This window comes from Rhizobium sp. 10PS4 (genome assembly GCF_032464805.1).
Classification (GTDB): domain Bacteria; phylum Pseudomonadota; class Alphaproteobacteria; order Rhizobiales; family Rhizobiaceae; genus Rhizobium; species Rhizobium laguerreae.
Genome location: NZ_JAWDIW010000018.1, coordinates 1 through 12,808 on the forward strand (window position 1 = coordinate 1; position 12,808 = coordinate 12,808).

Here is a 12,808-nt window from a genome sequence, read left to right on the forward strand (position 1 = left end):
ACCATTCATTGCCCTTCGCTCGCGCTCAACGCACCTCACTTGTCCTGGGAGAAGCAAAACCCAATCTCCCCAGTTCCGACGCGTCCACCGCTACGCTATAACCCTTGCCGAAAGGGAGTCGAAACCATGCTGACATTGTACTACGCGCCGGGAACCTGCGCGCTCGCAAGCCTTATTGCCCTGGAAGAATCCGGCTTGGCCTTCGAAGTCAAGAAGATCAGCCTCCGCGATGGCGAGCAGCGCTCGCCGGACTATTTGAAGATCAACCCGAAGGGCCGGGTGCCGGCACTGGTCACCGATTATGGCGTGCTGACGGAAACGCCGGCGATCCTGGCCTTTATCGCCCAGAGCGCGCCGGCCGCCAAGCTGGCGCCGCTTGACGATGCCTTCGAATTTGCCAGGCTCCAGTCCTTCAACAGCTATATCTGCTCGACCGTGCATGTGAACCATGCCCATCGTCCGCGCGGCTCGCGCTGGGCCGACGAGCCGGCGGCAATCGAGGCGATGAAGGCGAAGGTGCCTGAGAATATGGCCGATTGTTTCACGCTGATCGAGCAGACGATGTTTGAAGGTCCGTGGGTGATGGGCGAAGCCTATTCGCTCGCCGATCCCTATCTCTTCGTCATGACCGACTGGCTGCCGTCCGACGGCGTCGATCCCGCCCGGTTCGAAAAGGCGAGCGACCATCACGCCCGCATGCTGCAGCGCCCCGCCGTGCAGCGGGCGCTGGCCTACGATCGGGCCTGATCCTTAAATCCGGCGGCAAGCTTCTTCGGCGCCCGGAACAGCCAGGCGCCGATCAGCCGCAGCCGCAATTCTTCGTCGCCGATCACGGCGGCGCGCACCGGCAGATGCGGCCAGCCGACATAATGATCGGTTTGAAAATAAACGTCGGGCGCCATCTCCAGCAGGTGATCCTTGTCGTCGAGCGAAATCGAGATCACGATCGTCTCCGCATTCTTCACCGCCACGAAGCTCCTGCCGCCGACCTTCAGCGCCGGATTGCCGTAGGAGGTGCTCTCCTCGACATCAGGCAGCCCGGCTTCTGCCGCCAGCCGCTTCAGGCGTTCGAAGATCGCATCGACATCGCCGGCCATGGTTCCGCCCTTTCTGCCAGGGCGAAAGCTTAGAGCATGATGCCGAAAAGTGCGAGCGAAAGGCACGGGCCTATCCGCGCGGGTGTGGGTAATAATTTGGCAAACCATCGTGCCTCAATGCGCATTGAGGTCACCATCCTTTGATGCAATTCCAGAGGAGATACTCCTCTTTATCGCCTGGCTGATTTCCGTCTTGCTTATCCCCAGCGATGCCTCCAGATTGCGCACAGAGTAGGGATCGCCGCCTTGCGATTCCAGCTGAAGCCACTCGTCTTCCCGATGTTCTTCCTGTTCTTGAAGGCTGACGAGCTTCAGTAAAATCACGATGTCTTGGCTTTTCATCCTAACTGTCCTTTGTCCTGGGACTGAGGACAAAGGACAGTTTAAGGGTCGGGTCAAAGTTGGATGACCCTCAAGCCGATAGAGCCCAATGCCGAAGAGGGTGATCGGTTTCGGACGACATGATGCTCTCTTTCTTTGACTTAGTGTTTTCACGCGCATTTCGCCAACGGCGACTTGTCCTCCGCCTGAAAGCCGGCCGGCATCCCGAGCGGCAGATCGGCGATTTCGCGCATCGACATGCGCTCGACCTCGGGATGCCGCAACGGATCGTCCTTCCAAGCGGTAGCATCGGCAATTTCCGCGCTGCCCACAGGAAGAGCGGGCCTCAAGAAAAACTTCAGCAACGACATGGCATGCCTCGCTTTCTTCAGTGGCGCGGACGTGATCGCGCAGCGGTTTTCGCCTCTGCCATCCCATCCGTCCACGCAATTACGTTCGAATGGGTTGCCTATGCTTGCAATGTCGGCCTCAGCAGGCAGATTTTCAATTGAGAATAACGCTGAGGCGCTATAGAAAAACTATATGAAGAACTTGAACATGGTCCATCTCAACGGCCTGCGGGCGCTGGAAGCCGTCGGCCGTCTCGGCTCATTGCAGGCCGCTGCCGATGAACTCGGCGTCTCGGTCGGCGCCGTCAGCCAGCAGGTGATCAAGGCCGAAGCCCAACTCGGTCAGGTGATCTTCGAGCGCACCGCCAGAGGCATGGTCGCCACCGAAGCCGGCCGGCCGGTGCTTCTGGCGCTGGACGAGGGTTTTGCCCGTCTTTCGGCGGCGGTGTCGATCGCCAGCCGCAAGGACGATACGATTCTGACGATCTCGGTGGCGCCGGTTTTCGCCGCCCGCTGGCTCGTCTGCCGGCTCGATCGCTTCGCCGAGCGTCATCCCGACATCAAGCTGCGGCTGGATGCGACGACCAATCTCGTCAATCCGGCGCTTTGCGACGTCGATATCGGCATCCGCGTCGGCAACGGCAAGTGGCCTGACGTGAAGGCCGAACTGTTATTGGCACAGGAGGTCTTTCCCGTCTGCTCCCCCGAGATGGCGGCGAATTTGAAGGAACCCGCCGATATCCTCGCACTGCCTGCCATCATCGATGGCCGCGCCATGTTTACCTGGGAGGTCTGGATGCGCGAGGCCGGACTATCCGGCGCCACCCTTTCGACCCGCCACGTCTTCAACGATGCCTCGCTCTGCCTCGATGCGGCGATCGCCGGTCAGGGCGTCATGCTGGCCTGGCAGACCCTTGCCGGCTTCGCGCTCGTCGAGGGCCGGCTCGTCGCCCCCTTCGGCATTCGCGCCCGCACCGGCTTCGGTCACTATTTCGTCACCGCCGAAGGCACGCGCGAGCCGAAGAAGGTCAAGGATTTCAAGGCCTGGATCCGTGAGGAAATGGCCGGCACGCTGGCGCTTTTCAAGTAGTTTTCAAACCTCGACCGGCTCCTTGGCCCGCGTCGCCTGCATCGCCTTGTAGGCCGGGCGGGACTGGCAACGCTCGATCCAGGCTTTGATATTCGGATGCGCTTGGAAAAGCGCCTCTTCGCTCTGGGCATAGCGCAGCACCTCGGCGAGGTTGAGATCGGCGACGGTGAAGCGGTCGCCGACGATCCATTGCCGGTAGGCAAGGTGGCTTTCGAGAACCGCCAGCGGCCTGCGCAGCGACCGGCAGGCAACCGCGATCGTCTGCTGGCCGCCTTCGCTGTTTTCGAGCCGGTCATCATAAGTGAGCACGATCTTCACCGTCTGCGGTTCGACCTGGGACGCCCCCCCAGACCGTCCACATCGTCAGCAATCCGTCTTCTTCGACGGTTTGGCCGGAAAGCGGTCCGCCATGTCTACGTGCCAGGTAAAGATTGATCGCCAGCGACTCGTGCATGACGAGATCGCCGTCCCTGATGCTGGGAATCTGCGCCATGGGATTGACGGCAGCAAAGTCAGGCGAGTGCGTGTTAAGCGCCGCCTCCGGCGCCAGCGGATCTGCGAGCCGCCTTGCCTGCAGCACTGGCACCGACCGGAATTCGAGCCCCAGCTCCTCCGCCATCCAGTAGACACGCGATGCGCGCGAGCGATAGACCCCGTAGACTGTCAGCATGATTGGATATCCCCTCGGTATTTGTCCAGGAGAGCGTAAATGCCGGATCGGGTTGCGAAAAGTCCCTGCCGCTAATGGGATGATGAAAGCTTTTGATGCGAGAGCTCGGACCGACCAGGGCTCAGTTCAAATGCACTTCCCCCGCCCGAAAAGATCGAAGCACAATTCCTGCCGTTTCGAAGGAACAATGGCAACGCCAGCGGGTTCGTCTCGAAGATTGGCACGGCCAAGGTGTCCACAGCGACCAACCGCACCCCAAAACATACACCTGCAAACGAAGGAGAATGTCATGACGGGGAAGAAGACGCATGAACAGCAGCTTCGCATAATCGAAAAACGCGAGAAAACCGCCAATGCCGACGAGGCCTTCGACGCGGCGGCGGATCTGCACCGCAATGAACAGGCGAAAGAAGCCTATCGAAAAGGAAGCGATCTGAAGACCGGCACCGATTCCGGGAACGAGGATCGGAGCATTGTGCGCGGCCGCAATCAGGAAAGCGGGCATAAAAAGGGAAGCGGTCGCCCCTGAGAGGGAAGGAGAATGTCATGGCTTTGACATTGATCAGCAAAGCTTTTGCGCAAAACGAGCCGATCCCTGCGAAATATGCGCGAACGGGCGAGAACCTCTTCCCGCCACTGACCTGGGGCGGCGCTCCTGATAAAACCAGGAGCTTCGCTCTGGTGGTCGAGGATCCGGACGCCCCTCATGGCACGTTCTGCCATTGCGGGATCGCCAACATTCCGGCTGAGTGGACTGCTCTTGGCGAAAGTGCCGATACGGCGCCGGAGCACGCGCCGCGATTCTATCGGAATGATTTCGGCCACGCCCGTTACGACGGCCCGCAACCGCCCCCTGGCGATCGCCCCCATCGCTATATCTTCCGCCTCGCTGCTCTCGACGTGCCTACACTTGCGATTCCCGATGCCGCCGGCATAGGCGTGATGTGGGCAGAGGCAAAGAAACACACATTGGAGGAAGCGACCGTCACCGGCACCTATCAGGCGCGATAACCGATGGAAATTGACCGTGGATGATCGACGTGCTCCTCAGGAGACGCGATTCCGCTCGACGGTGAGCTGCGCATAGGGCGAGCCGCCGCCCGCCATCTCGCCGGAGACCTTCTTCTCCCACTGGAAGCCGAGCACTGCCCCTTCGGCGGTCTCCTGGAACACGTTGTCGGTGATGACGGCGGTCCCCGCGCCATCGGCGACCGAGACGGCGCATCCCACCGGTGCCTTGCGCACCACATTGCCTGTCACAACGACGTTACGCAGATACGGCCCCCAGCCGATCTGCAGCCCCCAGCGCGGCGCGCCCTCGATCACATTGCCTGAGATCATCGTGTCGGCCTCCGCCGCGATGCCGATGCCGAAACCGACCTCGTGCCGATAGGGGCCGCGCAGCGTCAGGTTGCGCACGACATTGCCGGTGACGCTCGCCAGCCGGCCGCCCTCGTCGAAATTGGCGATCGAGATGCCGTTTGCCGCCCCGTCGATCATGTTGGCGGAAACGACGGCGCCCTCGAAGGCGAATTCGACATAGATCGCCGTCTCGCCGGAACGCCGGCACTGATTGCTGCTGATCTGGATGTCCGAGGCCGAATTGGCGCGGATCGCTGTAAAGGCGCAATCGGAGATCTGGTTGTTCACCACCATCACGCCGTCGGCGCGGAAGATGTTGATGCCGTTGCCATTTTGCCCCGTGCCGCCGTCATTGGCGCGGATATTGGAGATGCGGTTGCCGGAGACGACAGTGCCGTCCTCTGCCTTCTTCCAGCGATGCACCAGGATGCCGCCATTGCCGCAATCCGAGACCGTGTTGCCGGTGACCGAGAGGGTGGTGGAATCCACCGCGTAAAGCCCGGATTGGGCAGCCCCCGAAATACGGCTGCGCTCGATCCGCCCGCCGCAGCGCTCCAGTTGCAGGCCGTGCTTGCGGCTGCCGCCGATCTCGCAATTGTCGATCAGCACCTCGTCGACGCCGGTAAATTGCAAAAGCCCGCCGGCATCGTCGCCAAGCCAGCGGTTGCCGCCGTCGATGACGAGATTGGAAAGCTCGATCCGCCGCACGTTCTCGGCCGCAAACAGGTGGCCTTCGCCGGTATAGACGATCCGCGAGGCGCCGGGCACGCCAGTGATACGCGTATTGTCCGGCAAAGTGAGATTGGAGACCCGGTAGGTGCCGGGCGGCAGGAAGACCGGCACGTTCTCGCGCGCCGCCTGTTCGATCATCTGCTGCAGGTTGCGGGTCTTGCGGTTGCCGTTTTCGGGAATGGCGCGATATTCCACCGCGTCGATCGCCCCGCGCAGATCGGGCTGAGCGGCCGCCGTCAGCGGCGAGGCAAGCGTGCGCGATGCCCCTCCCGCAACGGCCGAGGCGGCAAGAAAGAAAAGCATGTCGCGGCGTGAGGGCATCCTGGGATCACTTGTCATAACGCGCCCGTAGCAGGAAACGTGCCAGGCGGGCATGTATTCTTTTGGCACAGGCTGGGCAAAGGCGGATGAAATTGCCGTTATGGCCGAGGCCAACGGCAGGATCTCGCTGCTTATATTGTCGTCTTGTTCACCCTTTCATTTAAGCAAGCCGAAGGAAATGAGGACTACTTTGAAGGGAATTTCAATGATGACGAGTGCGGGATACGGCCTTCGGCCGGCGGGGAGAATGGCATCATGCACGAATTGGGTGCCAGGCGATGGGAATCAATCGATGACCTGACGGCCGAAACGCGACGCATCGTCGCCGCGACGGAGGCAATGATGGCATCGACCGCCCACCACCTCTCCGAGGGCATCGAGAACCTGCGCCTTAAGGCGATCGTCCACGAACTTCCGGATTTCCTCTACGTCAAGGACCGTGACAGCCGCTTCGTCTTCGCCAACGCCGTCACCGCCAGCAGCCTCGGCCTGCAGCGCGCCGATCTGATCACCGGCAAGCGCGACTTCGACCTGTTCGATTTCGAGACGGCGCGCCGCCATTTCGACATCGAGCAGCAGATCATGGCGACGGGCGAAGCCCGCATCGACATGGAGGAATCCTACGTCCTTCCCGGCAGCAGAAGGCCGATATGCCGGCTGACCTCGAAGATACCGCTGCGCAACGATCGCGGCGAGATCGTCGGCCTGATCGGTGTTTCCCGTGATATCACCGAACGCAAGCGCCAGGAGGATCTGCATCGCGGCCAGGCGGGCCTGCTCGAAATGATCGCCCGCAACGAGCCGTTGCCGATGATCCTCGAGGCGCTCGTGCTGATGATCGAGGCGCAACTGGATGGGATTGACGGATCGGTGCTGCTGCTCGACGGCGAGGGCACCAGGCTCTATCACGGCGCCTCTCCCAATCTGCCCGGCGGCTACAGCCGCCTGATCGATGGCGTCACGATCGGCCCCAAGGTCGGCTCCTGCGGCACCGCGGTGTGGCGCGGCCAGACGGTGATCGTAGAGGACGTGACGATCGATCCGCTCTGGGAGGATTTCCGCGCGATGATCGCGCCGTTCGGCTTCCGCTCCTGCTGGTCGACGCCGATCGCCACCTCTGAGAACAACGTGCTCGGCACGTTTGCGCTCTATTCCCGGGAAGTCCGCCGTCCCACCGAGCACGAGATGACGCTGGTGGCGCTCGCCACCCATATCGCCGGCATCGCCATCGAGCGCAAGCGCGTCGATGACCGCATCCATTTCATGGCCCATCACGACGATCTCACCGGCCTGCCGAACCGCGCCTTTCTGAAGGAACGGCTGGCGAGCATCCTCGATCAGGCCCGGCGCAACAACCGCAAGGTCACCGTCGCTTATATCGATCTCGACAATTTCAAGGATATCAATGACGGCCGCGGCCACGCTGCGGGCGATGAGGTTCTGAAAGAGATCGCCACCCGCATGGCCAACAGCGTCAGGGCGTCCGATATGGTGGTGCGTCTCGGCGGCGACGAATTCCTCGTGGTGCTCGTCCACCAGTCGAGCCACGATGCCGGCATCACGCGCCGCCTTCGCGAGCTGCAGAAGGCAATCAACCGGCCGATCCGCGGCGCGAACGGCGAGATCACCGTCACCTCGAGCATCGGCGTTGCCGCCTTCCCCTTCGATGGCGCGACCTCGGAAGAGCTTCTCGCCAATGCCGACCGCGCCATGTACCGCGCCAAGGAGCTCGGCCGCAACACGTTACAATATCACGACTGCGGCGGCACGCCTGTCGGAATGCCGCTCGGCGAGCAGGAAGAGCTGCACCAGGCGATCACCGGCGGCCAGCTGTTCCTGCAATACCAGCCGCAGGTCGATGTCGCCACCGGCCGCATCACCGGGCTCGAGGCGTTGGTGCGCTGGGACCATCCGGCAAAAGGCAGGATGCCGCCGATCAATTTCATTCCACTCGCCGAAGAGACCGGCCTCATCGTTCCCCTCGGCCTCTGGGTGCTGAACGAGGCTTGCCGCCAGGCGCGGCTTTGGCAGGACATGGGCCTGGCGCCGCTGACGATCGCCGTCAACGTCTCGGCCAAACAGTTCGCCGATCCGGATTTCGCAACCCATGTCGCCGAGGCGCTGGAGCGCCACCGCCTGCAGTCCCGCTGGCTGGAGCTTGAAGTCACCGAAAGCGTGGTGATGCAGAATGCCGAACGCGCGCTCGCCGTGATGGAAACGCTGCGGGGGCTTGGCGTGCGCCTGTCGATCGACGATTTCGGCTCCGGCTATTCCAGCCTGGCGGCGCTGAAGACCTTCCCCTTTGACCGCCTGAAAATGGATCGCTCGCTGGTCGAGGCGCTGCCCGGCGACAAGACCGCCGTCGCCATCGCCTCGGCGGTCATTTCGCTGGCGCAGACGCTGAAGCTCTCGGTTCTCGCCGAAGGCGTCGAAACCGACGCCCAGATGGATTTCCTGCGCCAGGCGCACTGCGAGGAGGCGCAAGGCTTCCGCTTCTCCAAACCGGTCTCCCCGGAGGAGATCCCGGAATTGCTGCGGGCACGCAGTCTCTGAGCCTTATTTCATCAGCCTGCCGATCGCCTCGATCTCTAAACACGAATGATATTGAGCCGCAGAGCGCTCACGACGGCCTGCGTTCTTGTCGTACATCCGAGCTTCCTGATCGCGTTGCCGATGTGATTGTTGACCGCATTTTCTGTGAGATCGAGAAGCTTGGCAATTTCATTGCCCTTCCTGCCGCCGGCGGTCAGCCTCAGGCAGTCCAGTTCGCTCGGCGTAAACTCGATGGGCTTGTGTTTCTCGTTCAATGTTAGCTGCGAGAGCCGGTCATAAATCAGTGTGGCGATGAACAGCAGCTTTGCCATTTCGGTCATGTTGAAATTCCGAGATCCCGAAATCGACATGGCGCCGCGTCCACCGGCGGCATCGTGAACAGGAAAATAGGCCCCTTTTTCCATGCCGTATCGGTTGAACAGCTCGATGACCGTGGACTTCTTGCCTCCTCCACGATTGGTATTGATCGCTTCGACATCATAGTTGAAGGGGCTGGTCGATCTCAGCATCCGCCGGATGACCGGGCTGTCGATCATGAGGTTATGGGCATCATAGTAATCCACCATTTCCGCCGGCCAATTGGTGATGATCTTGGCTGCGCCGATTTCGACGATGTCGACCGTCGGCAGCGTCATGAACAGGAAAGCATTCATTCCAAGGTCCTGTGTGAGACCCTTCATGTATTTGAATACTTCGTAATGCGTGTTGAAGGCCGCGGCGACTTCCTCAATTCGATTGAACTCGGCCTCGAATTTCATTTCTTTCTCCGATCAGCAGTCGCGTCAGGGCGCTTGGCGGCTGATGTGCCTAGCGAATCCGCTCGCGTTGGGAGTGGTTTTTACACGTATGGACGAAAGTGCGACATGCCCTCGAGGGGATAATTGCAAAGCTCGTGAGGTGGCGTTAGTGCAGCTATAACTTCTTAAAAACTGGTAAACACAATTCCGATTTGATGATGCAAGAATGCCGAAAAAAGTCCATGCAAGGATTGAAAGCCGGCCATCGAGAAATCTTCATCACTCGGATGCGCTCAAAAGATCTTCGCATAACTTTTTGATTGAATTAATATATTTCATTCATCTGAAGCAGCTTCAAGCGATCAAAATTCGGAAGCCACGCGGTTAATGGATACTTAAAGATTTTAATGGATTTTATTCTCGGATTGCTCGTCCCCCGTCCGGGTGGCGGCAGTCGCTCTCTTGGTCCTGAGTGGGGAAACAGCATGAAGGCAATAGCATTCGGCTTTGGATCTGACGCCAAGGCGATACTCGCCGCGATGAACAGGTCACAGGCCATCATCGAATTCGATCTCGCCGGCAAGATCCTGACGGCCAATACCAATTTCTGTGCCGCACTCGGATACGAATTGGCCGAGATCGTCGGCCAGCATCACCGAATGTTCGTTGAGCCGGCAGAAGCCTTGTCCGCCGATTATCGCGAGTTCTGGGCGAGGCTGAATAGGGGTGAGTTCAACCAACGCCAGTACAAGCGCATTGGCAAGGGCGGCAAGGAAATCTGGATCGAAGCCTCCTACAATCCGGTCTTCAGCGGCGGAAAGCCGTATAAAGTCGTGAAGTTCGCCACCGATATCACGAAGCAGAAGCTGCAAAGCGCCGAGGATGCCGGCAAAATAAACGCGCTTTCGCGCGCCCAGGCGATAATCGAATTCACACCGAAAGGCGAGATTCTGACCGCGAACGAGAATTTCCTGTCGGCGCTCGGCTACCAGCTTGTCGAAATCCGGGGACGCCACCATTCGATGTTTTGCGAGAGCGCTTACGCAAACAGTGACGATTATCGGCGGTTCTGGGAGCGTCTGTCAGCTGGCGATTTCGTGGCCGATGAGTTTATGCGCATCGGCAAGGGCGGGAAAAAGATCTATATCCAGGCCTCCTACAATCCGATCCTCGACATGAACGGCAAGGTCTTCAAGGTCGTCAAATTCGCGACCGACGTCACCGCGCGCGTGAACAATGTCGACGAACTTGCAAGCTCTTTGCAGGCCATGTCCGGTGGGGATCTGACCCAGGAAGTTAGAACCCTATTCACGCCCGCGCTGGAAAAACTCCGGACCGATTTCAACGCGACAGTTAGCAAGCTGCGTGGTGCGATGCAGACCGTGGCGGAAAATGCAACGGGTATCGCTGCCGGAGCCCAGCAAATTCGTTCCGCTTCGGACGACTTGTCAAAGCGAACGGAACAGCAGGCAGCCTCCGTCGAGGAAACCGCAGCCGCCCTTGAAGAGATCACCACGACTGTCGCCGATTCCAGCAACCGTGCCCAGGAAGCCGGCCAACTGGTGCGAAGGACACGGGAAAATGCGGAGCACTCCGGCGCGGTGGTCCGAAGCGCAATCGATGCGATGGGCAAGATCGAAAAATCATCCGCTGAAATCGGCAACATTATCGGTGTGATCGATGAGATCGCATTTCAGACTAATCTCTTGGCGCTCAACGCTGGTGTCGAGGCAGCACGCGCCGGCGACGCCGGCAAAGGTTTCGCCGTCGTCGCGCAGGAGGTGCGTGAGCTTGCTCAGAGATCCGCGAAAGCAGCAAAGGAAATCAAGGAATTGATCGCCGCGTCCAACGAGCATGTGAAGAGTGGCGTCGCTCTCGTGGGCGAGACCGGAAAGGCCTTGGATGAGATCGTCGCCCAGGTCCAGCAGGTCAATGGCAACGTTCTCGCAATCGTCGAAAGCTCGAAGGAGCAGGCGACCGGATTGAAGGAGATCAATACGGCTGTGAACACCATGGACCAGGGCACGCAGCAAAATGCAGCCATGGTCGAGGAATCGACGGCCGCTGCCCACAGCCTTGCCAGAGAGGCCGATGCACTTTTCCAGTTGCTGGGGCAGTTCAACATCGGAAGCGGCCTGGCATCACGTCAAATCCGCCCCGCTATAGCAACTGCCGCTTCCAAGCCTGTCGCGTCGGCGGCGCGGACGAGGGCAGCCAACGTGACTGCCGTTTTTCACGGCAATGCCGCAGTTGTCGCCAGCGAGTGGAAGGAATTCTGATGTCTGCGTGAGCGCCACTGGCTGTTCTTGTGACGGGAGCCTTCACGTCCGTGCAGCGGATCTCCATGGGCGGCGCCGGTGTCGAGCCGGCGGCAGAACTGGTCGGTGCTGCGGACGAGGCGCTTTACGCGGCAAAGAAGAATGGTTGTGACCGCGTTGAGGCCGCCGCGGCTAGGGCGGCTTGAGCTCGAAAATACCTCGGACACCCCTCGAAGGCGGAGAACAACCCATGTTTTTGGATGAAGATCACGAAGCGCTTCTTGCGGCTCAGCTTACAAAGGAAACACTGGTCGATACGCAGGCGCGAATGGGGATGATGCTTGATCTCATGCCCATGGGGCTCCTCATCCATACCAGACAGGGAATTATCTTCGGAAATCAAGAAGCGTCACGACTCCTCCAAGTGCCGCAAGACCAAGTCGTCGGCAGGCATTTTCTCGATTTCCTTCAAACTCAAATCGATGAAGCGGCACAACAGATGGACGAAGCATTTAAAGGGCGGATCTGCGAAAACTCGACGGAGGCCGACATACGGTCGGCTGAGGGAACGGTGCGCACGATCAAGTTGATAGCAGGTGCATTGCCTTGGGACGGCAACCCCGTCGTCCAGCTTCTCCTTCAGGATATCACAGATCTCAAGACCATTCAGAATGCATTGCATCGTCTCACAATCACCGACGAGCTTACTGGTGCCTTCAATCGTCGCCATGCCTTCGCGATTGCGAATAGGTTTTTCGACAGCACGCGTCCTGGGTCCCATGCCTTCGCGGTCGCTGTCCTTGATATTGACCATTTCAAGCGCGTGAATGATACCTACGGACACGCAGCTGGCGACGCTGCGCTGAGAACATTGTCGCAAACGGTACGAGAACTGATTTCGACGCTGCAGTTCGATGGGTCGACGTTCGCTCGGGTTGGTGGCGAAGAGTTCCTCCTCTTGCTTCCAGAAATGGAGAGTGATGCAGTGATCGCTGCCTGCGAACATGTTCGATGCGCCATTGAGCGGCAGCCGATCGTCACCGCATCCGGCGTCTTCTACGCGACAGTGTCAATCGGAGTTGCGATACGCCGTCCGACAGACGGTTCCTTCGACACAGTGTTTTCGAACGCTGATCGTGCCCTTTACCGAGCAAAGGAAAGCGGCCGAAATCGCGTGTGCATCGATGAAGAAACTCTGCAGTCGCGGCAAAGATTGACTGCGACAAAATGAACCGTTTCCTGTGCCAGGGGCGCTGCGAAAGGCACAGGGCTCCCGCTTTTTAAAGCCGGTCTCGCCGGAGGAGATTCCCCCTATTG

At 59.8% G+C, this 12,808-nt stretch carries 13 protein-coding genes and 1 pseudogene; 8 read left to right on the forward strand and 6 right to left on the reverse strand.

Translation table 11 applies throughout. The annotated features are described in order from the left end of the window. Nucleotides 1-126: 126 nt before the first annotated feature. A complete protein-coding gene (locus RWJ89_RS29020) occupies nt 127-747 on the forward strand; it encodes a glutathione S-transferase family protein (protein ID WP_131666779.1) in 621 nt (206 codons plus the stop codon). On the opposite strand, the gene RWJ89_RS29025 is transcribed toward RWJ89_RS29020, so the two are convergent. The 3 genes from RWJ89_RS29025 to RWJ89_RS29035 all read right to left on the reverse strand — a co-directional run bounded on the left by RWJ89_RS29025 (nt 732) and on the right by RWJ89_RS29035 (nt 1,789). Further along, nucleotides 732-1,097, reverse strand: a complete 366-nt coding sequence (locus RWJ89_RS29025) for an MmcQ/YjbR family DNA-binding protein (RefSeq protein ID WP_316031851.1) — start codon at nt 1,095-1,097, stop codon at nt 732-734. The two genes, RWJ89_RS29020 and RWJ89_RS29025, sit on opposite strands and share 16 nt — an antisense overlap. A gap of 114 nt (nt 1,098-1,211) precedes the next feature. Continuing rightward, complete coding sequence (locus tag RWJ89_RS29030; protein ID WP_231285188.1) at nt 1,212-1,439, reverse strand: hypothetical protein; 228 nt, start codon at nt 1,437-1,439, stop codon at nt 1,212-1,214. Between the two features lie 149 nt (nt 1,440-1,588). Continuing rightward, nucleotides 1,589-1,789 (reverse strand): hypothetical protein, encoded by a 201-nt coding sequence (locus RWJ89_RS29035; RefSeq protein WP_077976276.1) that lies wholly within the window; start codon nt 1,787-1,789, stop codon nt 1,589-1,591. Nucleotides 1,790-1,961: 172 nt separating this feature from the next. On the opposite strand from RWJ89_RS29035, the gene RWJ89_RS29040 reads away from it, so the two are divergent. Beyond that, nucleotides 1,962-2,858, forward strand: a complete 897-nt coding sequence (locus RWJ89_RS29040) for a LysR substrate-binding domain-containing protein (RefSeq protein WP_151519998.1) — start codon at nt 1,962-1,964, stop codon at nt 2,856-2,858. A gap of 3 nt (nt 2,859-2,861) precedes the next feature. Here RWJ89_RS29040 and RWJ89_RS29045 read toward each other — a convergent pair. Then, nucleotides 2,862-3,528: pseudogene (locus tag RWJ89_RS29045) on the reverse strand (glutathione S-transferase family protein). Between the two features lie 289 nt (nt 3,529-3,817). Between RWJ89_RS29045 and RWJ89_RS29050 the strand changes: the two are divergent. After that, complete coding sequence (locus RWJ89_RS29050; RefSeq protein ID WP_065279281.1) at nt 3,818-4,057, forward strand: hypothetical protein; 240 nt, start codon at nt 3,818-3,820, stop codon at nt 4,055-4,057. 17 nt (nt 4,058-4,074) lie between these two features. Then, nucleotides 4,075-4,539: a YbhB/YbcL family Raf kinase inhibitor-like protein gene (locus RWJ89_RS29055; protein ID WP_168285197.1), complete on the forward strand. Its 465-nt coding sequence runs from the start codon at nt 4,075-4,077 to the stop codon at nt 4,537-4,539. Between the two features lie 36 nt (nt 4,540-4,575). Here RWJ89_RS29055 and RWJ89_RS29060 read toward each other — a convergent pair whose 3' ends face one another. Continuing rightward, the gene (locus RWJ89_RS29060) at nt 4,576-5,943 is read right to left on the reverse strand and encodes a TIGR03808 family TAT-translocated repetitive protein (protein WP_316031882.1); all 1,368 of its coding nucleotides are present in this window, start codon (nt 5,941-5,943) and stop codon (nt 4,576-4,578) included. A 255-nt stretch (nt 5,944-6,198) separates the two neighbouring features. Here RWJ89_RS29060 and RWJ89_RS29065 point away from each other — a divergent pair, with 255 nt between their 5' ends. Further along, entirely contained in the window at nt 6,199-8,496 is a 2,298-nt protein-coding gene (locus RWJ89_RS29065; protein ID WP_131666785.1) for a sensor domain-containing protein, read from the forward strand. A 35-nt stretch (nt 8,497-8,531) separates the two neighbouring features. On the opposite strand, the gene RWJ89_RS29070 is transcribed toward RWJ89_RS29065, so the two are convergent. Further along, entirely contained in the window at nt 8,532-9,254 is a 723-nt protein-coding gene (locus RWJ89_RS29070; protein ID WP_131666786.1) for a helix-turn-helix transcriptional regulator, read from the reverse strand. Between the two features lie 464 nt (nt 9,255-9,718). Between RWJ89_RS29070 and RWJ89_RS29075 the strand changes: the two genes are divergently transcribed. Genes RWJ89_RS29075 through RWJ89_RS29085 form a run of 3 tightly spaced genes read left to right on the forward strand, consistent with a single transcriptional unit; the run spans nt 9,719 to nt 12,722 of the window. Then, a complete protein-coding gene (locus tag RWJ89_RS29075) occupies nt 9,719-11,512 on the forward strand; it encodes a methyl-accepting chemotaxis protein (RefSeq protein WP_168285196.1) in 1,794 nt (597 codons plus the stop codon). 50 nt (nt 11,513-11,562) lie between these two features. Further along, nucleotides 11,563-11,697 (forward strand): hypothetical protein, encoded by a 135-nt coding sequence (locus RWJ89_RS29080; protein ID WP_276508043.1) that lies wholly within the window; start codon nt 11,563-11,565, stop codon nt 11,695-11,697. A 44-nt stretch (nt 11,698-11,741) separates the two neighbouring features. After that, nucleotides 11,742-12,722 (forward strand): GGDEF domain-containing protein, encoded by a 981-nt coding sequence (locus RWJ89_RS29085; RefSeq protein ID WP_316031852.1) that lies wholly within the window; start codon nt 11,742-11,744, stop codon nt 12,720-12,722. Nucleotides 12,723-12,808: the final 86 nt, after the last annotated feature.